24 protein-coding genes and 1 pseudogene are annotated in these 25,652 nt (G+C 70.4%); 11 read left to right on the top strand and 14 right to left on the bottom strand.

The window, feature by feature from the left end:
- Positions 1–62 precede the first annotated feature (62 nt).
- The gene (locus ABTX60_RS16100; protein ID WP_352097662.1) at positions 63–641 is read right to left on the bottom strand and encodes a TetR/AcrR family transcriptional regulator; all 579 of its coding nucleotides are present in this window, start codon (positions 639–641) and stop codon (positions 63–65) included.
- A gap of 92 nt (positions 642–733) precedes the next feature.
- Here ABTX60_RS16100 and ABTX60_RS16095 point away from each other — a divergent pair, with 92 nt between their 5' ends.
- Both ABTX60_RS16095 and ABTX60_RS16090 read left to right on the top strand, forming a co-directional pair.
- Positions 734–1,180 carry an anthrone oxygenase family protein gene (locus ABTX60_RS16095; protein ID WP_352097661.1) on the top strand — a complete coding sequence of 149 codons (447 nt, stop codon included), beginning with the start codon at positions 734–736 and terminating at the stop codon, positions 1,178–1,180.
- Positions 1,181–1,396: 216 nt separating this feature from the next.
- On the top strand, positions 1,397–1,675 hold the full coding sequence (locus ABTX60_RS16090; RefSeq protein ID WP_344456246.1) for a GlsB/YeaQ/YmgE family stress response membrane protein: 279 nt from the start codon (positions 1,397–1,399) through the stop codon (positions 1,673–1,675).
- Between the two features lie 77 nt (positions 1,676–1,752).
- Here the strand turns inward: ABTX60_RS16090 and ABTX60_RS16085 are convergent, their stop codons facing one another.
- The 10 genes from ABTX60_RS16085 to ABTX60_RS16040 all read right to left on the bottom strand — a co-directional run bounded on the left by ABTX60_RS16085 (position 1,753) and on the right by ABTX60_RS16040 (position 12,651).
- Positions 1,753–2,376 (bottom strand): hypothetical protein, encoded by a 624-nt coding sequence (locus ABTX60_RS16085; RefSeq protein WP_352097660.1) that lies wholly within the window; start codon positions 2,374–2,376, stop codon positions 1,753–1,755.
- On the bottom strand, positions 2,358–3,179 hold the full coding sequence (locus ABTX60_RS16080; RefSeq protein ID WP_352097659.1) for an endo alpha-1,4 polygalactosaminidase: 822 nt from the start codon (positions 3,177–3,179) through the stop codon (positions 2,358–2,360). Before ABTX60_RS16080 ends, ABTX60_RS16085 begins: the two co-directional genes overlap by 19 nt.
- On the bottom strand, positions 3,176–3,838 hold the full coding sequence (locus ABTX60_RS16075; protein ID WP_352097658.1) for a spherulation-specific family 4 protein: 663 nt from the start codon (positions 3,836–3,838) through the stop codon (positions 3,176–3,178). The genes ABTX60_RS16080 and ABTX60_RS16075 overlap by 4 nt, the downstream gene beginning before the upstream one ends.
- Positions 3,835–4,737, bottom strand: coding sequence for an NAD-dependent epimerase/dehydratase family protein (locus ABTX60_RS16070; protein WP_352097657.1), 903 nt, complete (start codon positions 4,735–4,737; stop codon positions 3,835–3,837). Before ABTX60_RS16070 ends, ABTX60_RS16075 begins: the two co-directional genes overlap by 4 nt.
- Before the next feature lie 7 nt (positions 4,738–4,744).
- Positions 4,745–5,458, bottom strand: coding sequence for a nucleotidyltransferase family protein (locus ABTX60_RS16065; RefSeq protein ID WP_352097656.1), 714 nt, complete (start codon positions 5,456–5,458; stop codon positions 4,745–4,747).
- 67 nt (positions 5,459–5,525) lie between these two features.
- A complete protein-coding gene (locus ABTX60_RS16060; protein ID WP_352097655.1) occupies positions 5,526–6,527 on the bottom strand; it encodes a GDP-mannose 4,6-dehydratase in 1,002 nt (333 codons plus the stop codon).
- A 54-nt stretch (positions 6,528–6,581) separates the two neighbouring features.
- Entirely contained in the window at positions 6,582–8,000 is a 1,419-nt protein-coding gene (locus tag ABTX60_RS16055; RefSeq protein WP_352097654.1) for a hypothetical protein, read from the bottom strand.
- Positions 7,997–9,517: a GT4 family glycosyltransferase PelF gene (gene pelF, locus ABTX60_RS16050; protein WP_352097653.1), complete on the bottom strand. Its 1,521-nt coding sequence runs from the start codon at positions 9,515–9,517 to the stop codon at positions 7,997–7,999. Before pelF ends, ABTX60_RS16055 begins: the two co-directional genes overlap by 4 nt.
- Positions 9,518–9,614: 97 nt before the next feature.
- Positions 9,615–11,744: a hypothetical protein gene (locus ABTX60_RS16045; protein ID WP_352097652.1), complete on the bottom strand. Its 2,130-nt coding sequence runs from the start codon at positions 11,742–11,744 to the stop codon at positions 9,615–9,617.
- Between the two features lie 397 nt (positions 11,745–12,141).
- Positions 12,142–12,651, bottom strand: a complete 510-nt coding sequence (locus ABTX60_RS16040) for a hypothetical protein (RefSeq protein WP_352097651.1) — start codon at positions 12,649–12,651, stop codon at positions 12,142–12,144.
- 463 nt (positions 12,652–13,114) lie between these two features.
- Between ABTX60_RS16040 and msrA the strand changes: the two genes are divergently transcribed.
- The 5 genes from msrA (at position 13,115) to ABTX60_RS16015 (ending at position 17,928) form a co-directional block, all read left to right on the top strand.
- Positions 13,115–13,624, top strand: coding sequence for a peptide-methionine (S)-S-oxide reductase MsrA (gene msrA / locus ABTX60_RS16035; RefSeq protein WP_352097650.1), 510 nt, complete (start codon positions 13,115–13,117; stop codon positions 13,622–13,624).
- 167 nt (positions 13,625–13,791) lie between these two features.
- Positions 13,792–13,983: a hypothetical protein gene (locus tag ABTX60_RS16030; protein WP_352097649.1), complete on the top strand. Its 192-nt coding sequence runs from the start codon at positions 13,792–13,794 to the stop codon at positions 13,981–13,983.
- Between the two features lie 154 nt (positions 13,984–14,137).
- Positions 14,138–14,293 (top strand): hypothetical protein, encoded by a 156-nt coding sequence (locus tag ABTX60_RS43230; RefSeq protein ID WP_502992329.1) that lies wholly within the window; start codon positions 14,138–14,140, stop codon positions 14,291–14,293.
- Positions 14,294–14,529: 236 nt separating this feature from the next.
- On the top strand, positions 14,530–17,139 hold the full coding sequence (gene rph / locus ABTX60_RS16020) for a rifamycin-inactivating phosphotransferase (RefSeq protein ID WP_352097648.1): 2,610 nt from the start codon (positions 14,530–14,532) through the stop codon (positions 17,137–17,139).
- A 102-nt stretch (positions 17,140–17,241) separates the two neighbouring features.
- Positions 17,242–17,928 carry a hypothetical protein gene (locus ABTX60_RS16015; protein WP_352097647.1) on the top strand — a complete coding sequence of 229 codons (687 nt, stop codon included), beginning with the start codon at positions 17,242–17,244 and terminating at the stop codon, positions 17,926–17,928.
- Between the two features lie 49 nt (positions 17,929–17,977).
- On the opposite strand, the gene ABTX60_RS16010 is transcribed toward ABTX60_RS16015, so the two are convergent.
- Entirely contained in the window at positions 17,978–18,961 is a 984-nt protein-coding gene (locus ABTX60_RS16010; RefSeq protein WP_352097646.1) for a GlxA family transcriptional regulator, read from the bottom strand.
- 71 nt (positions 18,962–19,032) lie between these two features.
- On the opposite strand from ABTX60_RS16010, the gene ABTX60_RS16005 reads away from it, so the two are divergent.
- A complete protein-coding gene (locus ABTX60_RS16005; protein ID WP_352097645.1) occupies positions 19,033–20,343 on the top strand; it encodes an MFS transporter in 1,311 nt (436 codons plus the stop codon).
- Positions 20,344–20,810: 467 nt separating this feature from the next.
- Entirely contained in the window at positions 20,811–21,674 is an 864-nt protein-coding gene (locus ABTX60_RS16000) for an LLM class flavin-dependent oxidoreductase (RefSeq protein WP_352097644.1), read from the top strand.
- Positions 21,675–21,699: 25 nt separating this feature from the next.
- Here ABTX60_RS16000 and ABTX60_RS15995 read toward each other — a convergent pair whose 3' ends face one another.
- The gene (locus ABTX60_RS15995) at positions 21,700–22,263 is read right to left on the bottom strand and encodes an FMN-dependent NADH-azoreductase (RefSeq protein WP_352097643.1); all 564 of its coding nucleotides are present in this window, start codon (positions 22,261–22,263) and stop codon (positions 21,700–21,702) included.
- Positions 22,264–22,604: 341 nt separating this feature from the next.
- Positions 22,605–23,216 (bottom strand): TetR/AcrR family transcriptional regulator, encoded by a 612-nt coding sequence (locus tag ABTX60_RS15990; protein WP_352097642.1) that lies wholly within the window; start codon positions 23,214–23,216, stop codon positions 22,605–22,607.
- A 307-nt stretch (positions 23,217–23,523) separates the two neighbouring features.
- Here ABTX60_RS15990 and ABTX60_RS15985 point away from each other — a divergent pair.
- A pseudogene (locus ABTX60_RS15985) lies at positions 23,524–24,711 on the top strand (non-ribosomal peptide synthetase); the annotation flags it as partial.
- A 233-nt stretch (positions 24,712–24,944) separates the two neighbouring features.
- Positions 24,945–25,616, top strand: a complete 672-nt coding sequence (locus ABTX60_RS15980; RefSeq protein WP_352097641.1) for a pyridoxamine 5'-phosphate oxidase family protein — start codon at positions 24,945–24,947, stop codon at positions 25,614–25,616.
- Positions 25,617–25,652: the final 36 nt, after the last annotated feature.

Genomic DNA, 25,652 nt, shown 5'->3' with positions numbered 1-25,652 from the left:
CCCTACGACGAGGCGTCCCGAGCGTCGAGCCCCGTGGCCGCAACCGCGTCCGGGGTGGTGTGTCAGAGCACGGCGAGCCGGTCCACCAGCAGCTCCACCCTCGGCTCGATGATCTCCGGCGGCAGCCGTCCCGCCCGGGTCAGGGTCGCCATGCCGTGCAGGGACGCCCAGAACACTTCGGTGAAGAGTCCCGGGTCCACGCCGTCCCCGGCGACCTCGCCCAGGCTCTCCAGCAGCGCGGCGAAGGCGTCCTTCAACGGCTCCGGGGTGTCCTCCTGCGCGAAGGCCAGGCCACCGTCTAGTTGGAACAGGGCGTCGTAGACGGCCGGGTTGTGTGTGGCGAAGTCGAGGTAGGCGCGGGCGAGAGCGGCGACCCGCTCGCGCGGGCTGTTCGCTCCGAGGGCCGCGGCACGCATCGCCGCGGCCATCTCGGCGGCGCCCTCGAGGGCGACGGCGCCGATGATCTCGCGTTTGCCGCGGAAGTGGCTGTAGAGGACGGGCTGGCTGTATTCGATGCGCTCGGCGAGCCGACGGGTGGTTACCGCGTCCCATCCCTGCTGCTCGGCCAGTTCGCGGGCTGTCGCCACGATGAGGCGCTCGCGCTCCGCCCGTTCGCGCTGCTTGCGTTCCTGTACGGACATGGTCCGAATCCTAGCATCGCTAGACAATCGAGCGACAGTAGGTCTAGCGTTGCCTCATCAGCTAGCAATGCTAGATGCCAGGAGGGGTCATCATGCTCAACGCACTCGAGGTCTTCACCACCGTGGCCGTCGGCCTGATGGTGGGGGTGGAGTTCTCCGTCGCCTTCGTCATCAACCGGATCCTCGACGCCCTCCCGGAGGACAGCGGCCAACTCGGCCGCGCCCACGGGGGCCGGATGCTCGGCGCCGTGATGCCGGTCTGGTACATCGGTTCACTCGTCCTCGTCGGCATCTGGGCCGTCGCCGGATGGCACCACCAGGGCGCCGGCCTCGTCGTCGCCGCCGGCGCGCTGCTGATCCTCAGCGTGATCATGTCGCTTCTGCTGCTCGTCCCGATCAACAATCAGGGCAAGACGTGGACCCCTGACAACCGGCCCGCCGACTGGAAGGAGCAGATGAACCGCTGGGACCGCTTCCACTACGTCCGCGTCGCCGTCATCGTCGCCGCCTTCGCCCTGCTGGTCGCCGCCCTCACCTGAGCTCACCGGGGCCGCGACGCCGCCCAACTCACCGTGCTCGTCGACGCCGTTCGCGAAGTGGCCGCCTTCGATCCTTCCCGCTCTCGCCGAGCCGCCCGGCAACTCGCCTCGCACGAGGGCCGGGAGAGCCGTTATCGGAAGGAGAGGTTTGGCCACGCGGGATCGGCGTACCCGATGACTTAACAGAATCCTTATACGACGAAGCGGAGACGCACCATGGGCATCATTGCTTGGATCATCATCGGGCTGCTCGCCGGCGCTATCGCCAAGGCTCTGATGCCGGGCAAGGACCCCGGTGGCATCATCGTCACGATGCTCATCGGTATCGTCGGCGGTCTGCTCGGCGGCTGGCTCGGCAAGGTCATCTTCGGAGTGGACTCCATCGACGGGTTCTTCGAACTCTCCACATGGATCGCCGCGATCGTCGGCTCCCTCATCCTGCTCGCCCTCTACCGCGTCGTCACCGGCAACCGGCACTCGCATCGGCACGCCTGACCCCGTAAAGGGCGAACGCCTCTGAACACATTCCGACGGCTCCTCTCTCTCACGAGGGAGGAGCCGTCAGGCTTTGCTCAGCCGTTGGCCGCCCCGTACTGCAGGCCTCCCTCGCGCGGAAGCAGGTATCCGATCGAGCGCTCCTTCGGCAGCCTGCCCGCCAGTGTTGCCGCATCGGTGCATCCGGAGACCTCCCAGCCGATCACGCCGAGGCTGAACGGCACCCGAGCGAAGACCCCCGTCCCGATGGCCGCGAGCCAGTCGTCCATGACCGCAGACCTGAAGAACGGCCGGCCGTCCCAGTGGGCGATCCCCGCGTTGTCCAGTGCGCCGTCGGGGATGTAGAAGTCCAGCCAGTCGCTGCTGTCGTCACCCCCGCGGATCGCGACGCAACCGCACACGACCAGTTGGCCCGTGGGCAGGCGGACCCTTCCGTGAAGGTGGCCGTACTCCGTGAGGGAGGCAACCGTGCACGGCACCGGCTCCTGCTCCTCGGGCTCACGATCGGTGAACGCGAACGAGCCCCGCACATCCGCCGCCGACCACACAGCGCTCAAAAGCGCCTGTATGTCGGCGTCAGCGGTCGATCCGACCTCGATGGCCAGTTCGTAGTAACCGCCGGACCAGTTCGACTGATCACGGAATGCTGCGGGATTCGACATGCTCTGATCATGCAACACGCTCAGCAGGAGCTCCGCCACACCCCGAGTTCCGGCTTCTTCCGCATCGACGAAAACCCCAGTCGGCGGGACTCGGCACAGAAGGCGCTCCGCGGCTCCGCGTACTCCACATGGAACACCGCCTTGCCCGCCGCGATGAACGGGGAGAGTTCGCCGCACTCGTCGTACTGCGCGCACTCCTCGTTGACCGCGAAGTCGAAATCGCCCACCAGCTGCGGAATTTGAGGGAGGTCGTTCTTCAGCCCCACCGACAGCCCCCGCTCATGAGCGATGGCCGCGATCATCTTGTTGTACCTGAGCTGGTCGCGTGCGGTCAGCGGAAAACCGGTGTCATTTCCGTAGCCCTCCACCAGATCGGGTTCCACCGCGTCGAAGCCCTTGTCTCGGCACATGTCGAAACGGCGTTCCATGATCGGTCGCAGAACGGTCAGCCGCCGGATGTCCAGCCACCGCTCGCCCGACCACCCGTTGGGCTTGCCGAGCACCGAGCGCGGGAAAGCGCCCCGGTCCGGCCGGAAGTCCTCCCACGCGCCGACGTTGACATAACAGATGACCTTCCTTCCCGCGCGGTGCAGCCGGGCCACGTCCGCTGCGGAGTTCTCGAAGCCGTCGATGTCGTAGACCGGCACATCAGCCGACGCGTCCACCTTGCCGTCGAGCTGCCACTGCCAGGCGAGGCCCGGACGGGGCTTCCACACGGCCCGAGCGGGTGACGGCGTCCCGTGCCCGTCGGCGGGCCGCTCGGCGCTTGCGGAACAGCTCGTCAGCGCCGCGGCCGCCACCGCGGTCAGCAGAGCCGCGCACCACACCGCCGGTCTGCTCATCGCCCCGCCCCGGTGAGCGCGGGTGTCAACCGGTTCCAGGGGTTGGGCGGTTCGCCGGTCACCGGACCGCAGACCGCCGCTCCGCGCTCGTGCGCGGTGCGCACGGCGAGGGGAACGAGGGCCTCGGGCACGCCGTAGACGAGGTGGCACAGCCGCTCGGGTGGGTGCCGCGCGGTCCACGCCGGCCGGCTGAAGGCCGAGACGTACGTCGACCAGTGGCCCTCGAAGGTGACGGTCAGGTCGGCGAGACGGGCGTACCCCGGCGCCGGATGGACCCCGGGGTTGAGGACGACCGTCCCCGCACCCAGCCTGCGCACCGCCCGCACCAGTCTGCGGCAGGCGGGCAGCCCGTCCGCGGTCGCCGTCACCCGGTCCAGGAAACAGCCGTCCGCCGCGTACCACTCCCGGTGCCGGCGCACGTCCTCGGCGACGTCCGCGGGCTCGCGCACCCCGTAGTCGGTGTCGACGTAGCCCAGCAGCCGCGCCCCCGCGGCGCGCAGCGCACCCGCCGCCGCGGTGAACGCCGGGTCTGGCACGTCGCCCGGCCCGCTCGCCGGATTGAGTACGACACCGTAGGTGTGGGCCGCGGCGGTGATCAGGCGGTGCCAGGCTCCCGGGTCCTCGGACGGATGGACGTACAGCGGAATCAGCAGACTCACGGCGTGCGGCCGCCTTCCCACAGCGCGGTCAGCGCGTCGCCGAGGGAGTGCGCCGGACGCCAGCCGAGGGCCTGCTCGGCCGCGGTGATGTCGCTGCACTGCCACGACACCTGCGCCGAGCGGCCCGAACCCGCCGTGCTTGCCGCGCCCTCTTCGATACGGCCCCGGAAGCCGGCCAGCCCGGCCAGACGCCGGACCAGGTCGCGCACCGGGACGGCACCACCCCCGCCGATGTTCAGCACGGGCGGCAAGGGGCCCGGCGCCGTGGCGGCGAGCACCACCGCCCGCGCCACATCGCGTACGTCGACGAAGTCGCGGTGGGCGGACAGATCGCCGAGCCGCAGCACCGCCTCCGGACCGGAGCCCGCCTCGCGCAGCAGTGCGGCGATCCGCCCGGGCAGTCCGGTGGGCGGAGCTCCGGGCCCCACCGGATTGCCCACCCGCAGCACCACGGCGTCCAGGCCCGAAGCGGTCACCGCGGCCGTGCCCGCGAGCTTGGTCGCACCGTACGGACCGACCGGGCGGGTGGGCGCCGACTCCGTCACCGGGACGTCGGGCGTGCCCGGACCGTACTCGGCGGCCGAGCCGAGATGTACCACGCGGGCCGCGGGCGCCGCCTCGCGCAGGGCGGCACACAGCACCGCGGGACCGCGGGCGTTGACCTCGGCGAGGGTGACGGCGTCACCGCCGGTCGCGCCCGCGCAGTTGACGACGGTGTCGGGCGCGGCCGACGCGAGGGTCTTGGCCAGCCGCTCCGGACGGACACGGGCGAGATCGACGTCGAAGTCGGCGCCCGCCGACCGGCCACCGCCGATCACCAGCGCGCCCGGCAGGGCGCGCAGCCGCTCGACGACATGAGCGCCGAGATAGCCGGTGAAGCCCAGGACGAGAATGCGCATGACGTGCTCAGGCTCCCTTGAGCAGCAGCGACTTGCGGGTGGTGAACTCGGCGTTGGCCCGGTCGTAGTCGTCCGGGCGTCCGATGTCCAGCCAGTACCCGTCGAAGTCGTAGGCGTGCGGCTGGTTGTCGGTCTTGAGCAGGTCGAGCACCAACTCGTCGAAGCCCAGGGGGAGTCCGGCCGTGTAGCCGTCCAGGGTGCTGCGGGACAGGCCGTAGACGCCCATGGAGACGCGGTAGTCCATGCTCGGCTTCTCGGTGAACGCGACGACCTTGCTGGAGTCGGTGGTCAGCACCCCGAAGTCGATGTGCACCTTGCGAGCGTACGTGGCGATGGTCAGCGGGGCCCCGGACGCGCGGTGCCGGCGCAGGACGTCGGCGTAATCGAGGTCGGTGAGGACGTCGCCGTTCATCACCAGGAACGTCTCGGGCAGCCGGTGGCGCAGGTTGAGCAGCGGTCCCATGGTGCCCAGCGGGCTGTCCTCGGTGGCGTAGTCGACGGTCAGGCCCCACTGGGAGCCGTCGCCGACGTAGGCGCGGATGATCTGGCCGAGGTGGCCGATGGCGATGGTGCAGCTGGTGAAGCCGGCCGTGGACAGCTGGCGCAGCACGATCTCCAGGATGGCGTGCTGGTCGCCGATGGGCACGAGCGGCTTGGGCAGTGCGGTGGTGTAGGGCCGCAGCCGGACGCCCTTGCCTCCCGCCAGGATCACTGCGTGCATGGGGCTCCTCCTTCGTGAACGCTTCGTGGACGTGCCAGACGTGACGGACGAGATCCGCTGTGCGGTGTCAGATGTTGTAGATGCCGGTCTTGTACCGGGCGAGGTTGGCCGGGTCGCGGAAGAACTCCACGGTGGACGCGAGGCCTTCCTCCAGGGAGTGCGCGGGCTGCCAGCCGGTCGCCGCCCCGAGCCGGCTCGCGTCCGCGACCAGCCGCATCACCTCGGAGTTGGCGGGGCGGATGCGGGCGGTGTCCTCGCGGACGTCGAGGGCGGTGTCCATCACCTTGCCGATCAGCGCGACCAGGTCGCCGACCGAGATCTCCCCGCCGGTTCCGGCGTTGAAGGTACGGCCCACGACCCGCTCGGCGGGCGCGGTGCCGACGGCGAGGAAGGCCTGCGCGGTGTCCTTGACGAAGGTGAAGTCCCGGGTGGGGCGCAGATCGCCCAGGGTGATCGTGCGTTCTCCCGCCGCGACCTGCCCGATGACGGTGGGGATGACCGCGCGCATCGACTGGCGCGGCCCGAAGGTGTTGAAGGGCCGCAGCGTGACGACCGGGGTGTCGAAACTGGCGTGGTAGCTGTCGGCCAGCCGGTCCCCGCCCGCCTTCGAAGCGGCGTACGGCGACTGGGTGTTGATGGGATGGTCCTCGGTGATGGGCACGGTTTGCGCGGTGCCGTACGTCTCGCTGGTGGAGGTGTGCACCAGCCGGGGCGTGCCGAGGGCGCGCACGGCCTCCAGCACGTTGAGGGTGCCGGTGACGTTGGTGTCCACGTAGCTGTGCGGGGCCTGGTAGGAGTACGGGATCGCGATCAGGGCGGCCAGGTGGTAGGCGGTGCCGGCGCCCTCGAGGAGGCCGCGGACGGAGCCGGGGTCGCGGACGTCCCCGAGGACGATCTCCACCTGGTCCAGGACGTCCGGGTGCAGGGTCTCCAGCCAGCCGTAGGAGGAGAAGGAGTTGTACTGGGCCATGGCCCGGACCCGGTGTCCGGAGGCGACCAGCGCCTCGGTGAGGTGCGAGCCGATGAAGCCCTCGGCTCCGGTGACGGCGGCGAGCGGTGCGGAGGTCAACTGCGGTGTCCCTTCGGATGGGTGGGATGTGAGGCGGGAAGTGGGACGCAGGACTCAGGCGTGCGGTGCGGGCCGGCCGAGCAGCCACAGTGCGCACGCCGACAGGCACAGGGCGGCGGCGCCGCAGCCGAGCGGCAGGGCCAGGGTGGCGCCCGGTGGCAGATGGAACAGAACGACCGCTCCCGCACCACCGGCCGCCGCCAGGCAGATGCCGGCCGACGGCCAGGCCGCCCCGAACGCCTGGAGCAGCAGTGCCGTCCACAGGACGGCCGCGAGCAGCAGCAGGGCGACCGGATCGGCCCCCGTGAGCAGGGCCGCGGGCAGCAGCGGCGCGAGATACACGAGCAGGCAGAGGCCGAGGATGCCGGCCGAACGCAGCAGGAACCCGGTGGGTGTGGCGGTGGCGCGCAGCGCGGCGACCGACAGCCCCCGGTAGCGGTACAGCAGCCACTCCGCCGGCCCCATGCTCAGCGTCAGTACGATCACCGCGTACGGCTCCTCCCGCCCCTCCAGCAGCACCAGCACCCCGGCGGCCAGGCCGAACAGGCCGTACGGCAGTGACCACAGCAGACGCGGCCGGGTCGCGCCGACGGCGGCCGGGACGGCGAGGGCGCCCCGCAGGACCCACCCGGTGACGGCGAGGGTGGCGAGCAGCGCCAGCAGGGGCAGCCCGGCCCGGAGTACGGGGCCGGGCTCCCACCACGGCAGGGCGGCCGCACCGGCGAGCAGCGGGCTGAGCGCGCCCAGCAGCAGCCGTTCCCGGCCCAGCACCAGCAGGACACCGGCGGCCGCCAGATACGCTGACTGCGCGGCGGCCACCAGGGTCACCGGTCCGCCGCCGGCGGGCAGCGCGGCGACCGCCGTGGCCACGGCCGCCCCCACGGGCGCGCCTGCCAGGAGGGTTCGGCCGGCCTCCCGGAGTCCGGCCGTCATCCGCAGGTGCGCGCGGTGCCCGAGTGCCTGGCCCCATGCCCAGGACACGAGTCCGGCCACGATGAGGGCGGGGGCGTACCCGCCGGCGTCCCACAGGGGTGCGGCCAGCAGGTAGGCGAGCCCCGGCAGGGCGAACAGCACGCCCCGCAGCAGACAGCGCACGGTGTCGGGGCGCCAGGGGTCGGCCGCCGGGGCGGGTTCGGGGAACGTGCGGGGCACCCGCTCGTAGAGGGCGGAGGCGAGGGAGAACAGATTCGGGTGACCGTAGCGTTCGTTGATCAGGGAGGCGGACAGTCCCTCCGCCTCCAGCAGCGCGGCGACCTCGTAGGGATGGACGGCGGGCCCTATGCGGTCGGCGAGCTCGGCGGCGAGCTCACTGACCGCCTGCTCGTCGGGCCCGCTGCGGGGGAGCCGGATGGCGAGCGTGGCGTCGTCCAGTGCCCAGCGTGGCCGGCGGCGGGGCGGGCGGGTGCCGGCCAGCCGGATGGCCAGCGTGTCCTGTTCGGAGCCTCCGGGTTCGAGGGATATCGGCCCGCTCACAGGGCGAGGCTTCCGGTGCCGTGGACGGCGGGGGCGGAGATCCTGACCTTGGTGGTCATGGCCGTCGGCTCCTGTTCGGGGTGGGCCAGTTCCAGATAGACGGACCGAAACGTGTCAATGGTCTGCCGGAGGGTGAACTGCTCGATGACCCGCAGCCGGGCCGCCTCACCCATGGCCCTGCGCCGCCCGGCGTCGCCCAGCAGCTCCAGCGCTGCCGTCGCCATCGCCTGCGGATCGCGCGGAGGCACCACGAGGCCGGTGTCCCCGACGGCTTCGCGTACCCCGCCCACGTCGGTGGAGACGGTCGCCCGGCCGCAGGACATGGCCTCGATCAGGGTGAAGGGGAAGCCTTCGCTGATGCTGGAGAGCATCACGACGTTCCCGGCGGCGTAGGCGTCCTTGATGTCGTCGACGCGGCCTTCGAAGGTGACGGCGTCGGCGTGTCCCAGTTCGGCGGCCAGAGCTTCGCAGCGTTCGCGGTAGGCCTCTCCGCCCCGAGGCGTCCCGCCGAACAACCGCAGTCGCGCCTGCGGGAGTTCGGCACGGACCAGGGCGAAGGCCCGGATGAGAGTCTCCAGGTCCTTGATGGGGTCGACGCGGCCCGCCCAGCTGAGGGTGGGGACGTCCGGCTCGGGCCCGGCCGCCGGGAACGCGGCGGGATCGACGCCGTTGTAGACCGTGCGGATCGACTCCGGGTCGGCGCCGCCCTCCTCCTCCCACAGCCGGTTGTAGCGGTTGCCGGGCGTGATCAGGGCGGCCCGGCGGTAGCTCTCGTGGGCGAGCAGCCGGAAGAACCCGAGGATCACGGCCTTCACCGGCCAGCGGTAGGGCGCGGTGCGGTAGCCGAGGTAGCGCTCCCGGAGGTAGACCCCGTGTTCGGTCAGCAGCAGCGGGACGCCGTGGCGTTCGAGGGCGGCGAGTCCGGGCAGGACGGCGACGCCGCCGCTGACCGCGTGTGCGACCCCCGTCTCGGGAGCCGGGGCGGCCAGCGGGCGCAGGGCGTGCTCCAGCAGGGCGGTCGCGGTGAGTGCGTCGTGCAGGGTGGGCTGTGCCTCGCGTACGGCGAGACCGGGACGGGCCCACAGCGCGGTGAGGATCGCGATCGCCCCATCTCCGCGCAGGAAGGGGCTCAGCGTCCCGTCCGACGCGGCCCGTGCCAGCACGTAGAGGGCGGGCGCGAACCCCTCCTCGGCGCGCGGATCGAGCAGCGCGGTCAGGAACCGCTCGTAGGCGGCGGCGAGTCGGTTGCGGGACCTGCCCCGGGGCGGGCGGCCCTCGGGCGGTGCGCCCCACATGGGGACGGACAGCACATGGGAGACGTGTGCGGGCAGGTCCCATACGACCGGCTCACGTCCGGTGCCGGTGACGGCGATGACGTCGAAGGCGAGGTCGGGCATGCCCTGGACGAGCTGGTCGCACCAGACGCTGACGCCTCCGTGGCTGTGCGGATAGGTGCCTTCGGTGAGCAGGGTGACGCGCGTCGCTCCGGTAGGTCGCGCGCCCTGGGGAACGGGCATCGATGTGCTCCACGGCCGAGGAGTGGGGTGGTTCGGGCCGGTCCCGGCCGCCGCGGAGCGGCCAGGACCTTCGGTCGGTCTGGGGTGGATGCGCCGTTCAGCCGTCTGTGGTGTGACCCACGGGGTCGGTGACGCCCGCGGGGACACGGGTTCGCGGTGCGGTGCCGGTGGCCGGGGCGGGCTTTGCCGCGTTGCCGGTGGCCGGAGCCGCGGCGGACGCCGGCAGAGTGAGGGCGAGCGGTGTACCCGTGGCGGGCGTCCATCCGGAAACGGCCCCGGCGTACGCCTCGCCGAACGCGGTCCCCGACAGCGTCGTGCCGGTGGGCAGGGTCGCGGTGACCGCCAGCCCGTTCGGCGCGTCGACGGTCACCGTGGTACCGATGCGGTAGGCGGTGATCTCCCCTGCCCGGAGTGCGCCCTGCCAGTCGGCCCGGCGCCGGAGCTCGACGCCGATGTCCTTCATCCGCGGGTTCACCACGGGCGTGTTCTCGGCGAACAGTGCCTCGTAGCCGTCCAGGACGCCGTTGAGCACCGGGTAGGCGATGCGGTCCTCGGCAAGGTTCGACTGGTGGATGAAGTGGGGCTTGGGGTCGTTGGCCAGGACGTGCCCGAGGGCGATCCGGGTCTCCAGCGGGACGATGTGGTCGGCGTAACCGGTGGCCGGGTTCAGCGGCGCCGGCAGACAGGTGGTGGTGGCCGGGTTGTCCTCGCAAATGCCGCTGCCGCCCTGGGCGCGGCTGGTGTAGATCCAGTTGTACTCGTCGACCTGCTCGGCCGCCCGGCCGGCGTTGTAGAAGACGTTCATCGGATAGCGGGGCACGGTCGTGGCCGGACCGACCTGACGCTGGTCGGGCTCACGGGAGTTGTCGGAGCCGAGCCAGGCGATGTCGTTGTCGTCAAGGGCGAGCGCCAGGTTGGGGTTGTCCTGTGGCTGCTGCGGCAGCACCTTCATGCCCGAGTGTTCGCCGGTGACCAACTCGTCGTGCACCAGCGGAAGTCCGGCTCTCTCGCCCCAGACCCGGTTGCCGGCGATCTCGTCGGAGATGTCGTTGCGGCTCATCCACCGGGTGCTGCCGTCGGCATTGGTCGCGCACTTCCACGGCACCACCGTGGTGTCCTGCACACAGCCGAGGAAGGGGTGCGAGTAGGTGTGGTTGATCCAGCGGAACTCACCCCGCCGTGCGATCAGCCGGTCGGCGAGCGGGTCGGCACCGTTGTTGTCCTCGCGATGGTCGGCGCTGCCGGCGCCGTTGTAGGCGAAGTCGAGGGTGAAGTTCTCGTCCTTCTGCCAGTCGACGGCGCGGTCGACGTCGGCGGGCGTCATCCGGATCGGGTCGGGCGTCGCGTCGGGGTCCTGGCAGTCGACGTCGCCGGGGGTGCAGTTGAGCTGGCTGTTCCAGCGGTCGTCGGCGGCGAACACGTCGTCCACGTGGACGGAGAAGTAGTTCCGTGAGGCGCCTAGGTGCACCCCGCCGGTCATCCACTCCACGATGCCGCGGGCCAGAAGCCTGAACTGCTGCTGGTACTGGTTGTAGACGAAGGTGACGACCAGCTCGCGCCGCCCGTCGTGCCGGTACTCACCCACCAGTGTGCCCTTGGCCGTCCGCCCGGGAATCGTCGCCTCGACGAGCGGGGTGAAGTCGGCCCCCGCCACGGGCTTGGACAGGTAGGCGTAACTCTCGCCGATGGCCGGGTCGTTGTCCTCGAAGGGCACCGCCCCGTCGAGGTAGCCGAAGGGGCCGGCCTTGCCGGCGGCCGTCACCTCCGCCCGCTTGCCGTCCATGCTGCCGGAGTAACCCCCGAGAACCGGGTACTGCAGACCGGCTTCCGGACGCGCGTAGGTGTAGGCGTCGACCTGGGGAACGCCGTACGTCCGCTCGTACGCCGCGAGCGCCGCCATCTCGGCGGAGCCGGCCGGGAACGGGTTGTCGTTGGGCAGCACCACGGCCTGGAACTTGGCGCGCGGCCTGCCGTCGACGGTGTCCGCGAGGAAATCGGGGTCGATCACGGCCCGGCCGGCCTGGGTGAGGTCGATCCGGGTGTACGGCGTTCCGGCCGCCGCCAGTTCGGCGGCTATCGCGTCGGTCGACGGGCCGCCGTCGCTCACCACCAGCACCCGCAGATCGATGCGGGGCGTGGTGTCGGCGTGCGCCGCGCCGGCCGGCAGGCCCAGTGCGGCGATGAGCGCACTCACCGTGAGTACGGTGGTGCGAAAGGTCCGCTTCATGCGGTGAGGTCCCCTCCCCGGGCAGGGGTGAGCACGGCTCCTGTGGAGCGGACACCCCCTTGCGCGCCGCCGGCGTCCCCCTCAGAAGCCAGTTCGTCACGCATCCGTTCGCGTCACATAGTGATGTCTGTGTGGAGATTTCGCGGTCATGTTGCGGAACATGACGGAAAAGCGCAGGTGTCCGACGGCGCGGTTCCGAAAGCGAAACGGTCCGTTCCGTGCTGCCGGGTGAGTCCGGACCCGGCGGGCGCGAGAGCCCGGCATGCTGGTCCGGGCCCTGTACGGCGCACCGGCGGGCCTGTGGGACCCGCCGGTCGGAGTGCCAGTGGTCCAGACCGGCGCCGATACCTGGACAGCGAAACTTTCAGGTCACGGCCGCCGGCTCCCGGACGGAACGTCAGGCGCAGAGGACTCGGGTCACGGGCGTGTAGACCGGCCCGCCGCTGACGTTGGTGGAGTCGCTGAACTCGGTGTAGAAGTACGAGTAGAAGCCGATGTTGCCGTTGCAGCCGGAGTCGGCGGCGACGTCCAGGGTCAGGGTGACCGTGCGGCTCTGGCCGGGCGGAATGGTGGCGCCGTAGTTGCCGCCGAGGTTGGCAGGGCCGGTGCCGGAGCAGGCGGCGGGGCCGCTCGCGGTGGTGAGGCTGCACCCGGAGAAGCTGTACTTGAGGTCGGGGCGCTGCGTGGTCAGCCACGTCGGCTCGATCGTCTGGTACACGAACCAGACGTCCTGGGTGTTGTTGTTGGTGAGGGTCATCGACAGCTTGACCGAGCCGCCGGGCGTGGTGGTCGTGCTGTCGGTGGTGAAGGTCAGCTCCGCCGGCGCTGCCGCCGCGCTCGCGCTGGGGGCCAGGCCGAACACGGCGAGGGCGAGGGCGAGGACGGCGCCGAGGCCGAAACGTCTCATCAGGGGTGATCGCATGGCCTGGGAGGCTAGGCAGGGGCCGGGCGCACCGTCTGCCCCCTCGGGAGGGCGCGGCTCGTCACGCGGCCGGAAGTGTTCGTTACGTGACGGAGTCGTGTGGAAAATATGAAGGCGTGATGGAGGTCGCGTTGTCCCAGGCAGTCGGTGCTTGCCGGGGTGGCGGTGCGGGCCGGACGTCGTGGGTTGCTTTCCCGGTGCGAGAAGATGACATTGGCGCATATCGGATCGACCGGACCGCTTTCCCTCCCGTGCTCGTCCTGAGATTCTCGGCCATCCGCCGGTTTCCGGCCTGTGCGCCGCCGACGAAGTCAGTCGGCCGGGTGCGGCTGAGAGCGGTGACGTTCTCGACCTGGCGGTGCATGGCGGTGACAGCTCGGGTCGTCACCTGCCAAAATGGTGACTGCAGGCGAGTATGGACGAATACGGGCAAGAAAGGTGATGCGCCATGAGTGATGTCGAGGAGAGGGCGCTGCTGGCGGGTGGTTGCTTCTGGGGCATGCAGGAGCTGATCCGGTCGCTTCCCGGAGTGATCCGTACCCGGGTCGGTTACAGCGGCGACAACGACAAGCCCCACGCCACCTACCGTGACCACGGAAGGCATGCGGAGTCGATCGAGATCGTCTTCGACCCGACCGCCACCGACTACCGCGCGATCCTGGAGTACTTCTTCCAGATCCACGACCCGACCACCCGGAACCGGCAGGGCAACGACATCGGTGAGAGCTACCGGTCCGCCATCTTCTACCTCGACGACGAGCAGCAGCGCGTCGCGCTGGACACCATCGCCGATGTCGAGGCGTCCGGCCTGTGGCCGGGCCCGGTGGTGACCGAGGTCGTGCCGGCCGGTGCGTTCTGGGAGGCCGAGCCGGAGCACCAAGACTACCTCCAGCGTTATCCGGAGGGGTACACCTGTCACTTCCCGCGCCCGAACTGGCGTTTGCCCAGGCGCGGTTGATCCTGCACGTCGGCGTGGCCGGAAAGGGCGTTGCCCTTTCCGGCCACGCGTCGTTCATGGCGCACGCATTCATGGAGCAATTCGTCACCTGCTTGACCGGTGACGAGTGGGAGTGCATGCTGGTGTTCGTCCAAGGTGACAGTGTGATTCCGGAGGGGAGACCGGTCATGGACAGGGAACCGACCAGGGACGGCGCCGCAGCCACACGGCAGGCGCGGTACGGCAAGCTCCCCGAGCGCATCCGCGTCGCCGACATGGCCGAAGAGGTCGAGGCCGCGCCGCGTGGCGGGGTGAACGCCTACGACCCCGAGGGCTCGTGGAGGTACTACGCGTGCCTCGCGCTCGACTTGGGTCTGTAGGTCCGGGCTCACTCCGGCGTGGTCGCCTCCCGGTAGTGACACCTCGGCAAGGCAGGAGGCGTCACCGCTTCAGGCGGTGTCGGGTCGGCCAAGAGTGACCGTCATCACGGCTCGGCGCCCGGGTCCTCGCACCTCACTCATGATCCGGTTCCAAATGCAGTCGGCGAGTGGGTTCGTCGAGCACCAGCAGGTGAGGCGGGCGGGCCACCAGCAGCGCCAGGGTCAGACGCCGACGCCGGCCGACCGGCAGGTGCCCGACGGCTCGGTCCAGGTCCCTCTCGTGCGGGAGAAGGTCGACGTCGCAGCGTGACAGCCGCTTTCGACGGAGACGGACGAATTCCAGCGGGCCCGGAAAAGCACGAAGGCAAGGAGATCTCTCCTTGCCTCTCCCAAGTTATAGCGCACCGGGGGGCTTGCGGCAAGGCCCCGGTTCTGTCGCAGAATCGTCGACCGAAGTCACTACCTGCGGAAACGGGGACATGAGGTGTGTGTGTCGGAGATTGGGACGTGCTCGACCAGGGGTTCGGCAGAGCAGGGGGTGTCGCGATGACCGAGCGGTACGTGCTGGATCTCCACGACGTCGACGAGACGCACCGCGCGGTCGTCGGCGGCAAAGGCGCCCACTTGGGCGCGCTTGCGCGGATCGAGGGCATCAATGTGCCGGGCGGCTTCTGCGTGACGACGGACGCCTTCCGGCGGATCATGGCGGAATCACCGTCGGTCGAGGGCCTGCTCGACAAGCTGTCGCGCTCGAACCCGGACGACCGGGAGGCGATCGGCACGCTCAGCGCGCAGATCCGCCGGACCATCGAGGAGATCGCCGTCCCGGACGATCTCGCGGAAGCGATCACCCGGGCGGCCGCCCGTCTCGGTGAGCAAACCGCCTGCGCCGTCCGATCCAGCGCGACGGCGGAGGACCTGCCGACGGCCTCCTTCGCCGGCCAGCAGGACACGTACCTCAACGTCGTGGGGCCGACGGCGGTCCTCCAGCACGTCAGGCGGTGCTGGGCATCGCTCTTCACCGAGCGGGCCGTGACCTACCGTCAGCGTAACGACCTCGACCACCGCTTGGTCGACATGGCCGTGGTCGTGCAGCGGATGGTCTTCCCGCATGCGTCCGGCGTCCTGTTCACGGCCGACCCCGTCACGGGCAACCGGAAGGTCGCCACCGTGGACGCGGGCTTCGGCCTCGGCGAGGCCCTGGTCTCCGGTCTGGTGAACCCGGACGTCTACAAGGTGCGCAACGGCGATGTCGTCGAGAGGACGATCGCCGCCAAACAGCGAGCCGTTCACGCCCTGCCGGACGGCGGCACGCGGCAGGTGACGGTCGACGCGCAGCGGCAGCGGCAGCCCGCGCTGACCGATGGGCAGGTCGTGCGGCTCGTGCAGCTCGGGCGGCGCATCGAGGAGCACTTCGGCCGCCCGCAGGACATCGAATGGTGTCTCGTCGACGACGGTTTCCATGTGGTGCAGAGCCGGCCGATCACGACGCTCTTCCCCGTCCCCGAGACCGACGATCAGGACAACCACGTCTACGTCTCCGTCGGCCATCAGCAGATGATGACCGACCCCATGAAGCCCCTGGGCCTCTCCGTGTGGAAGCTGACGGCCATGGCCCGGATGACCGACGCCGGCGGCCGGCTGTTCGTCGACGCGACCCGTACCCTGTCCTCGCCCGCGAGCCGCGCAGGCCTCCTGGACCTCGTGGGAAGGGGCGATCCCCTGACCAGGGACGCGCTGGAAACCGTCCTCGAGCGCGAAGACTTCGTCCCCACACTCCCGGACCCGGACCCGAACGCGGCCCCCGGCGGACCGCGGGCCGGTGGCGGCGCACCCACCCCGATCGAGACCGATCCGGCCGTCGTCACCGGACTGATCGAGCGCAGCCAGGCGTCCATCGCCGCCCTGCGGCGCGACATCGGCACGAAGACGGGGCCGGCCCTGTTCGACTTCCTGTGGGATGCCTTCGAGGAGCACAAGCGCGTGCTCGCCGATCCGCTGAGCATGCAGGCCATCATGGCGGGCATGGAGGCCACCTGGTGGCTCAACGACAAGCTGCGGGAGTGGCTGGGGGAGAAGAACGCGGCAGACACCCTGACGTTGTCCGCCCCCGGCAACATCACGTCCGAGATGGGACTGGCGCTGCTCGACGTGGCGGACGCGATCCGCCCCCATACGCAGGTCGTGGAGTTCCTGCAGAACGCCGACGACGGCTTCCTGGACGAGTTGCCGAAACTCCCGGGCGGCACCGAAGTGCGCGACGCCGTCGAGGCCTACCTCGACCGGTACGGCATGCGCTGCGCCGGAGAGATCGACATCACGAGGCCCCGCTGGCGAGAGCGCCCCGGCACGCTCGTGCCGGCGATCCTCGACAACGTCAGGAACTTCGAACCGGGCGCCGCCCGACGGCGCTTCGAGCAGGGCCGGCAGGAGGCGTGGAAGAAGGAACAGGACGTACTGTCACGCCTGCGGGCCCTGCCCGACGGGGAGGCCAAAGCCGACGAGACCAAGCGGATGATCGACCGGGTCCGCACCTTCATCGGGTACCGCGAGTACCCGAAGTACAACATCGTCAGCAGGTACTTCGTCTACAAGCAGGCCCTGCTGGAAGAAGCCGACCGTCTCGTGCGGGCCCAGGTGCTCGCCGACACGGAGGACATCTTCTACCTCACGTTCCAGGAGCTCCAGGACGTCGTCTGCTCGCAGCACGTGGACGACGAGCTCATCAGGCAGCGCAAGGAGGCGTTCCGGACGTACCAAGCGCTCACACCGCCCCGGGTCCTCACATCGGATGGCGAAACCGTCAACGGGGCGTACCGGCGCGACGACGTGCCGGCCGGCGCCCTGATCGGCCTGCCGGTTTCCGGAGGGACCGTCGAGGGGCGGGCCCGTGTCATTCTCGACATGGCGCACGCCGATCTCGAGGCGGGCGACATTCTGGTCACGGCCTTCACGGACCCCAGTTGGTCGCCCCTGTTCGTCGGGATCGCGGGCCTGGTGACAGAGGTGGGCGGCCTCATGACCCATGGTGCGGTGATCGCACGCGAGTACGGCTTGCCGGCTGTCGTGGGCGTGGACCAGGCCACCCGGCTGATCCGGGACGGGCAGCGGATCCGGGTGCACGGAAGCGACGGCTACGTCGAGATCCTGTCCTGACCGACCGGCTGTTGCCCCGGCGGATGCGCCCTCCCCGGCACCGGGGGGCGCATCCGGCCGGATGCGTGGTGCCCTGAGGAGCGCACTGGATAGGTTGCTCCGATGAGCCTGCCTGCGTACTGGATGACGCGTCCCGCTCCGCCCCCGGACCGCGCAACGGCGGCATCCTTCGACCGACTGCTGCAGCAAGCGCTCGCGAACGGCGCCGACAAGCCCATCGACTACCGGCTCGAGGCGCCGAAGTGGCAGTTCCTCTGCCATGCCGCAGACCGCGGCACGCTGCTGTTGCACGGCTCGGGCGACCCGGCGATCGGCCGCTTCGAACCCCGGCAGCCGGACGACAGCAGCGAGTTCGGCAACCGGCGCGCGGTCTTCGCCGCAGGCGACGGACTCTGGCCGATGTACTACGCGATCCTGGACCGGGACCGCCACCCGATGTCGTTGATCAACGGCTGCGTCCGCCTCGCCGACGGCGACGAACGGCTCGGCGAGCCGCACTACTACTTCTCCATCACCGCGCAGGCGCTGAAGGAGCTGCCCTGGCGTCCCGGGACCGTCTACCTGCTGCCCGTCGACACCTTCGAGTTGCAGCCACGGATACAGGTCGGTGAGGTTTCGGTGCAGCCGGCCCAATGGGCAAGTCCCGTACCGGTGACTCCTGTCGCCAAGCTGGCCGTGCAGCCGGAGGACTTCCCGTTCCTGGACCGGATCCGCGGACATGACGATGAGCGGGTCCGGACCCGTGCCGCCGCGCACCCCGATGGCTTCCCCTGGCACGAGGAGGGCTGAGCATCGTCGCGACGCGGGCAGCCCAGATGATGGGGCACCGCGCGTGCCCTCAACTCCCTCCGCGGAAGGTGTTGCGGTACGCACGCGGTGACACGCCCAGCGCTTCCCGGAAGTGCTGGCGCATCGCGGTGCCCGTCCCGAAACCGGCCTCGGCCGCGATGCGGTCCACGGGCTCGTCCGTACGTTCCAGCAGCCTGCGGGCGTACTGCAGGCGCTGCTGACCGAGCCACTGCATCGGAGGCACCCCGGTCTCCTTACGGAACCTGCGCGACAACGTGCGTACGCTCGTCGCCGCCCGCCCTGCCAGATCCTCGAGGGCGATGGGCTCACCGAGGTGCTCCAGAGCCCAGGCACGGACCCTGGCGATGGAGCTGTCGTCGGATTCCGGCACGGGACGGTCGATGTACTGGGCCTGGCCGCCTTCGCGGTGCGGAGGGACCACCGTGCCCCGGGCGACGGTGTTGGCGATGTCGGCGCCGTGGTCGCTGCGGATCATGTGCAGGCACAGATCGATCCCGGCAGCGACTCCCGCGGAGGTCAGAACGCGGCGGTCGTCGGTGTACAGCACGTCGGGGTCCACCTCGATCTCGGGGTACAGGGCTGCGAGTTCCGGGCAGGACTTCCAATGTGTCGTCGCCCGGCGACCGGCGAGGAAACCGGCCGCGGCCAGCACGAACGACCCGGTGCAGATGGAAGCCAGACGCGCTGTTTCCGGCACTTCCTCAAGGGCTGCTCGTACCGGCGGACTCAGCAGCCCCCGCCGCTGGGGACGGTAGTCCTCGACGGCGGCAGGCACGATGACCGTGTCCGCCTGGCGCAACGCACGCGGTCCCAGCGGCACGTTGACGGTGAAGTCGGCCTCCGTGGAGATCTCACCCGGCTCCGCCGCGCAGGTCACCACCGAGTACAGGGGCCGGCCGGTGGCGTCCACCGCAGTACCGAACAGCCGGTGCACGATCCCGAGTTCCATGGGCAGCAGCCCGGAACGAACCAGGACGACGACCCTGTGCACCCCTTCATCACTGACTATCATGACCAGATTCTTTCACTACGTGTCCAAACGGCCAGTGGTTTCGGGTGTCCGTCGCGCTCGACGATGAGGGCATGTATGAGACAACCGGCCATCACACCAAGGATTCCGGGCGCCGCGCCTGGTGGGTAGCCGCCGTCGCCGGGGTGGCGATCATCGTCGCCGGCGCCTTCTCCACCATGCCGGGGCTTCTGCAGGACCCGCTGCGGCAGGAGTTCCACTGGTCCCGGGGCTCCATCGGCCTGGCCGCCTCCGTCAACATGATCCTCTACGGACTCATGGCCCCCTACGCAGCCGCCCTGATGGACCGGTTCGGCATCCGCCGAGTCGTCGTCGCCGCGCTCGGGACCGTGGCCGCGGGAGCGGTGCTCACCACCGTGATGAACGCCGCCTGGCAGTTCACCCTCTTCTGGGGCCTTCTCGTCGGCCTGGGCACCGGGTCACTGTCGATGACCCTCGGCACCACCGTCACCAACCGCTGGTTCACCACCCGTCGCGGCCTGGTGACGGGCATCCTCTCCTCCGGCAGCGTCCTGGGTCAGATGGTCTTTCTGCCTGCCCTGTCATGGACCATCGCCCGCTACGACTGGCGGCCCGCCCTCGTCACCCTCGCGCTCGCGGCCGTCGTGATCAGCCCGCTGGTCTACCTCGTCCTGCGTGACCACCCCGCCGACCTGGGACGGCGCCCCTACGGCAGTGACACCTTCATCCCGCGGCCCGAGCCCGTACCCGGCGCCGCCCGTCGCACCCTGACCGTGCTGAACCGCGCCGCCCGGAGTGTCCCTTTCTGGCTGCTCGCCGGCACATTCGCCATCTGCGGCGCATCCACCAACGGCATCATGTGGACCCACTTCACCCCGGCGGCCCACGACCACGGCATGCCTGTCACCACCGCCTCGACGCTGCTGGCGCTCATCGGCATCTTCAACGTGGTCGGCACGATCGCCTCGGGATGGCTCACCGACCGCATGGACGCCCGTCGGCTGCTCGCCGTCTACTTCCTGCTGCGGGGGCTGCTCATGGTCAGCCTGCCACTGACGCTGACCGCCACGGTCAGCGCGCCCATGCTGGTCTTCGTGGTCGCCTTCGGCCTGCTCGACCTGGCGACCGTGCCACCGGTCATCGCCCTGTGCCGCACCTTCTACGGAGAGGACAGCGCCATCGTCTTCGGCTGGACCAGCGCAGCACACCAGGTCGGCGCCGCGTCGGCCTCCTTCCTCGGAGGCGTCGCCCGCGACACGTTCGGCAGCTACGACCCCGTCTGGCTGGCCCTGGGTGCGGCCTGCGCGGCCGCAGCCCTGTTGCCGCTGGTCCTCCGTCACCGCCCCACCACCTCCGCCGAGGCCGGCCAGAAGGCGTACGCCCTGTCGGCCGGGCGGGAGTGACGCGGACGGCCAAGCTGCCGCCGCCCGCGATGCGAAGTCCAGCGTCTGCGCTGCCGTGATGTTCTGCTGCTTCGGCCGGGTCAGCACGACCGTGCCGAAGACCAGCGACGTCCAGTCTTTGACGAAGGCATGGCCCACGAGCGGTGCCGGGTATCTGGCGTCCAGGTCCCAGCTCTCGGCAAACGCAGAGGCGACGAGATCGTCGTCGAGCTGTTGGCCGTCAAGAAACCCCGCGATGCTCCGGATTCCGGCCATGATCACGCTGTAACGGTCGAACAGGCCGGATCGCTCGGTCGGCACCTGCACGGCTCCGCCCAGCCGGATGGTCGCGGCACAACACAGTTCTTCTCCAACGGCGTCGAACGTCTCGTCCACGATTCCCCGCTTCCTGGGCCCAGCCCCGACGGGGGCAACCCCAGTCGGCAAAACCGATGGACCGCCCGCCGTCCGGCGCACATCCTGCTGGGATGCGCTTCTCCGTCAACATCCCCAACTTCGGCGACTTCGCGGACCCGCGCAACGTCGCCACCGTCGCGGCCGCCGCCGAGCAGGCCGGCTGGGACGGGCTCTTCGTCTGGGATCACGTACTGCATCGATACCACCAGGGGCGCCCGTTCGCCGACCCCTGGATGCTTCTGACCGCAGCCGCCCTGGCGACCTCGCGGATCCGGCTCGGCACCCTGCTGACGCCCGTCCCTCGCTACCGTCCGCAGCAACTCGCCCGTCAGGTGGCCACGTTGGACCAGCTCAGCGGCGGCCGGGTGACCTTCGCCGCAGGACTGGGCGGTCCGATCGACGACGAATACCGCAGCTTCGGCGACACCGCGGAGCCGAATCTGCTGGCCGGGCGACTGGACGAGGGGCTGGAGCTGTTGAGACGTTTCTGGACCGGCGGGCCGGTGAGCCACCGAGGCCCGCATTACGAGGTCCGGGACGTGACGCTGCTCCCGGCCACGGTGCAGCAGCCCGGTCCGCCGGTGTGGATCGGCGGATTCTGGCCTCGGCGCCCGCCCATGCGGCGAGCCGCCCGTTGGGACGGCGCCGTACCGCTCTTCGAAACGGCCCGGCACGGTCGCGTACCCGATGTGTCCGAAGTCCGGGCCCTGGTGGGCTACATACGCGAGCACCGGCCGGCCGGCGACGAGCGCCCCTTCGAGTTCGTGCTCGGCGGCGCCACGCCCCCCGGCGCGGCCAAGGCCAGGGACGTGATCGCTCCGCTGCGCGATGCCGGCGCCACCTGGTGGGACGAGCGGCAGATCCAGACCGGCCCGGACCTGGACCGGCTCCCGCCCGTGCTCCGGCGCATCGAGGCAGGCCCGCCGACCCTTTAGACCGTGCCCGCTCGGCTGTCCACGGCTATGCGGCCGGACGCATGGCCAGTGCCTTGGCATGGGATTCGGCCGCCGCGAGGGAAGCACTGCGGGACGTCTCGAAGAGGGGGATGAGATCGGCCATGGCCGGAACGCTCGGGGCCAGTTCGGGGACGATGAAAGTGACCTCCAGACCGAGACCGGTGCCGAGGGCCTGCCGCAGATAGCTCTGCACGTAGTCATTGCCGTGCTGCGGGGTTCCCTCCTGATAGGAGCCTCCGCGGCTGGTCACGACGATCGCCGGCTTGCCCGCGAGTGAGGGATGTTCGGTCATGGAGGTGCGGCCCACGGCGAACACGTGGTCGATCCAGGCCTTGAGCGTGGAGGGGATCGAGTAGTTGTACATCGGTGCGCTCAGGAGGATCGCGTCCGCCGTCTCGGCTTCTTCGATCAGTTCGCCGCGCAGCGCGAAGGCGGCTCGTTCTTCCGGGGACTGGTCGCCGGGGGCGGTGTAACCGGCGTAGTAAGCGGCGGCACGTAGATGGGGGATCGGATCGGCGTCGAGATCACGGTAGATCACCGAGCCCTGCGGGTTCTCGTCCTCCCACACGCGCCGGAAGCGGCGGTCACCGCGCGGGAGTGGGAGTTCTCGCCGTTGAGGGAGGTGTCGATGTGAAGCAACGTGGCCATCGGAGTTCTCCTGCGGATCATCGGGCTGCCTTTGCGCGGCGCGCCCTGTGCGATGCCCGACAGCCTGCTTCCTCAAGCGGGGTTGAGGTCCAGTCGATGTGATCCACGTCATCGTCGAACAGCGTCTGTGCGATCAGCGCACGGTTCGAAGGCGAGTGCGGCGGCCTGCTCGGTGTGGGTCCGCGACCAGCCGGACAAGGCCGACGGGGCAGTACGGCCACGGCCGTTGCCCCCTCCCTCCCGAACGCCTTCTCCGCGTACTCACTCGGCCCCGCCTGCCAGCGCCCCGTGCAGGAACACCTCCACCAGCTCCTGGGGGGTCAGGTCGGGCTCGTCCTCGGTGCGCGGCTGCACGAAGAGCAACCCGAAGAAGAGGGCCGCGATCTGCTCCGGCGGCCGGCGCAGGGCGGCCTGGTCGGGCTCCAGAAGCTCCACGAGGGCCGCGCGGATGCGAGCCGTCGACTCGGCGCGGCCCGCGCCGCGCACCGCGCCGGGGTGCTTGCCGCCGCGATGCCCCAGTGAGCCCATGACCGCGCCCATCCTGGCCAAGTGCGCCTGCAGCGCGTCGGCGGCCTCCGTGAGCCGCTCGGGCAACGGCTGAGACACGTCGATCGCGTCGAGTTCGCGTACCGCGTGCTCGGGGGAGAGCGCCTCGGCCACGCAGGCCTGCAGCAGCTCGTCCTTGTCGGCGAAGACACGGAAGATCGTCCCCTCGCCGATGCCCGCCGCGCGGGCGATCTTCGCGGTCGTCACCGCGGCCCCGTACTCGGCGATCAGCGGGATGGCGGTCTGGATGATCATTTCGCGGCGCTGCTCCGGCGACATGCTGGGGGCGCGGCGGCGGGTGGTCTGGTTCTCCTTGGGTGCCGTCATGACCCGCAGACTACGGAGTGAGGACTCACTCCGTCAATGAGTGAGTCCTCACTCCGCTCGTTTTCCCAGCGGGCCGGGGGAGTCGAGGCCGTCGATCACCCGTCGGAGGAAGCCGGCCGCCGTGCCGCCGTCGCACACGGCATCACCCGAAACAGCGGATGGCGGGCGAGGGTGCGCTGTGGGCTGAGGGCGTCCACGAGGAGGTCGAACGGCCCGTTCGAGTACCTGATGGAGACCCTCAACCCGCCCCGCTCGCCGGCCCGGCACCCGCTGTTCCAGGTGATGCTCGCCTTCCGCCCCGACGCCGGACTTCTCGGTGTGGGAGATCTGGGGCTGTCTGCTGACCGGCGGCCGGTTGGTCGTGGTGCCGTACTTCGTCTCCCGGGAACCGGACCAATTCCGTGATCTGCTCGTCGCCGAGTAGGTCACCGTGCTCAGCCAGACGCCGTCCGCCTTCGCCCAGCTGCTGGACGTCGACCACGCCGAGGTGTCCGTCCGCCTCGTGGTCTTCGGGGGTGAGCCGCTGGACACGCGGATGCTGCTGCCCTGGTTCGACCTGCACCCCGAGCGGTCCTGCCGGGTGGTGAACATGTTCGGGATCACGGAGACCACCGTGCATGTCACCGAGCAGACCCTCACCCGGAGACTGGCGCTCTCCGGCACCCGCTCCGTCGGGCGGGCCCTGCCCGGCTGGCACCTGTACGTGGTGGACCCGGCGGGACGGCTGCTGCCGCCCGGAGCGGTGGGCGAGGTATGCGTCGGCGGCGCCGGCGTGGCGCTGGGCTACCTGGATCAGGAGGAGCTGACCGGCCGCCGGTTCGTCCCCGACCCGTACTCGACGGCCCGATGTACCGCAGCGGCGACCTCGGGCGCCTGCGCCCCGACGGGCGGCTCGATCACCTGCCGGATGGACAGCCAGGTGAAGATCCGCGGCTTCCGGATCGAGCTCGACGAGATCCGCTCCGTCCTGCTGGAGGACCCCGCCGTGCGCTCCGCGGCCGTCCTGGTGCGCCGCGACGACCCGGCGGACGCCGCCACGGCCCGGATCGACGCGTACGTGACCCTCTCCGGCGGCGACGACCCCGCCGGGGTGCGTGACCGGGCCGCCGGGATCCTGCCCGCGTACATGCTCCCCGCCACCGTCACCGCACTGGACGCCCTCCCACTGACGGCCAACGGCAAGCTCGACGCGGCGAAGCTCCCCGCGCCCGCCGCCCCGCGCTCGTCGGGCCGGGGCGAAGCCCCGCGCGCCGGCGCCGCCGACGACCTCACGGAAAGCCTGATGGCGATCTGGAGCGACGTGCTGGGCGTGTCCGTCGGCCCCGACGACGACTTCTTCGAACTCGGCGGCAATTCCCTGTCCGCCGTCCGCATCGGCGCTGCCCTGCGTGCCCGCGGTCTGCCGTCCCTGCGACTGCGGGACCTGTACCGGCATCCGACCGTCCGGGGCGTGGCGGCGCGTATCGGCGCCACGGATGAGCACCTGCGGAAGTGAGGTGACCGGCGAAGGCGACCCACCCGGTGACGCGGGCGGGATCCTGGAACACCGGCCGCTTGAGCACGCGAACACCGGGTGCACGCCGGAGCGTGCAAGCGCCTGCTCTACCCTCATGTGCGTGGCCGGTGAGCACTATTCGGCCTCCGAGGGGATCGGCAGAGACACCTGCGCCGAGGGACCACCGGTGCAGGGCTCGGACACAGGCGTTCGTTCGCCTGTCAGGAGGACCGTTGCACCAGGATCCGCGGGCGGACCGGCCCGGAAGCCACGGAGAGCACCAGATCCAGGGCGAGTTGGGTACCACCAGCCGCGCTGATCGCTTCTACGACGAACAGGTACTGGACCGGCTCAACTCCAGGATGAGGGAGTTCGTCGCCCGCCAGGAGATGTTCTTTCTCGCCACGTCGGACACTCGGGGCGAGTGCGACAGCACGTTCCGCGCCGGGCCGCCCGGCTTTCTCCAGGTTCTCGATGACACGACCCTCGCCTACCCGGAGTACCGGGGGAACGGCGTCATGGCCTCGCTCGGCAACATCCGGGAGAATCCGCACGTCGGCCTCCTGATGATCGACTTCTCCGAGGATCGCATCGGCTTGCACGTCAACGGCCGGGCCCGCCTGGTCCCCGATGAGGCGATGCGCCGGAGCCGGCCTGGGCTGCCGGTCGATCCGCTGCCCGGCCGCCGCCCCCAGATGTGGGTCGAGGTCGAGGTCGAAGAGGCTTACATCCACTGCTCGAAGCACATACCCAGGCTGGTCAGGGCGCCGCTGCGGCCGCATGCCGCACAGGACGGCACCACCGCCCCCGACGGAGAACGGGCCTGGGGCACGGACGACGTCAAGCGCAAAGGCGGCGACTACTTCGAGGCGGCGGAGGCACGACGCAACCAGGCCGTGCGCTGATCGACGCACCGGCCGGGCACCGACACACGCACGGTC

Origin of the sequence: Streptomyces sp. NPDC126510, from assembly GCF_040302345.1 — a bacterium.
Lineage (GTDB): Bacteria > Actinomycetota > Actinomycetes > Streptomycetales > Streptomycetaceae > Streptomyces.
Note: the sequence above shows the minus strand (reverse complement) of the source record. Positions and strands in the feature narration are given on the sequence as shown.

Excerpts from the sequence above, each read along its gene's own strand:
- ABTX60_RS16100 (WP_352097662.1), bottom strand. The coding sequence starts at position 641 with ATGTCCGTACAGGAACGCAAGCAGCGCGAACGGGCGGAGCGCGAGCGC.
- ABTX60_RS16095 (WP_352097661.1), top strand. The coding sequence starts at position 734 with ATGCTCAACGCACTCGAGGTCTTCACCACCGTGGCCGTCGGCCTGATG.
- ABTX60_RS16090 (WP_344456246.1), top strand. The coding sequence starts at position 1,397 with ATGGGCATCATTGCTTGGATCATCATCGGGCTGCTCGCCGGCGCTATC.
- ABTX60_RS16080 (WP_352097659.1), bottom strand. The coding sequence starts at position 3,179 with ATGAGCAGACCGGCGGTGTGGTGCGCGGCTCTGCTGACCGCGGTGGCG.
- ABTX60_RS16070 (WP_352097657.1), bottom strand. The coding sequence starts at position 4,737 with ATGCGCATTCTCGTCCTGGGCTTCACCGGCTATCTCGGCGCTCATGTC.
- ABTX60_RS16065 (WP_352097656.1), bottom strand. The coding sequence starts at position 5,458 with ATGCACGCAGTGATCCTGGCGGGAGGCAAGGGCGTCCGGCTGCGGCCC.
- pelF (WP_352097653.1), bottom strand. The coding sequence starts at position 9,517 with ATGCCCGTTCCCCAGGGCGCGCGACCTACCGGAGCGACGCGCGTCACC.
- ABTX60_RS16045 (WP_352097652.1), bottom strand. The coding sequence starts at position 11,744 with ATGAAGCGGACCTTTCGCACCACCGTACTCACGGTGAGTGCGCTCATC.
- ABTX60_RS16040 (WP_352097651.1), bottom strand. The coding sequence starts at position 12,651 with ATGAGACGTTTCGGCCTCGGCGCCGTCCTCGCCCTCGCCCTCGCCGTG.
- msrA (WP_352097650.1), top strand. The coding sequence starts at position 13,115 with ATGAGTGATGTCGAGGAGAGGGCGCTGCTGGCGGGTGGTTGCTTCTGG.
- ABTX60_RS16030 (WP_352097649.1), top strand. The coding sequence starts at position 13,792 with ATGGACAGGGAACCGACCAGGGACGGCGCCGCAGCCACACGGCAGGCG.
- ABTX60_RS43230 (WP_502992329.1), top strand. The coding sequence starts at position 14,138 with ATGCAGTCGGCGAGTGGGTTCGTCGAGCACCAGCAGGTGAGGCGGGCG.
- rph (WP_352097648.1), top strand. The coding sequence starts at position 14,530 with ATGACCGAGCGGTACGTGCTGGATCTCCACGACGTCGACGAGACGCAC.
- ABTX60_RS16015 (WP_352097647.1), top strand. The coding sequence starts at position 17,242 with ATGAGCCTGCCTGCGTACTGGATGACGCGTCCCGCTCCGCCCCCGGAC.
- ABTX60_RS16010 (WP_352097646.1), bottom strand. The coding sequence starts at position 18,961 with ATGATAGTCAGTGATGAAGGGGTGCACAGGGTCGTCGTCCTGGTTCGT.
- ABTX60_RS16005 (WP_352097645.1), top strand. The coding sequence starts at position 19,033 with ATGTATGAGACAACCGGCCATCACACCAAGGATTCCGGGCGCCGCGCC.
- ABTX60_RS16000 (WP_352097644.1), top strand. The coding sequence starts at position 20,811 with ATGCGCTTCTCCGTCAACATCCCCAACTTCGGCGACTTCGCGGACCCG.
- ABTX60_RS15990 (WP_352097642.1), bottom strand. The coding sequence starts at position 23,216 with ATGACGGCACCCAAGGAGAACCAGACCACCCGCCGCCGCGCCCCCAGC.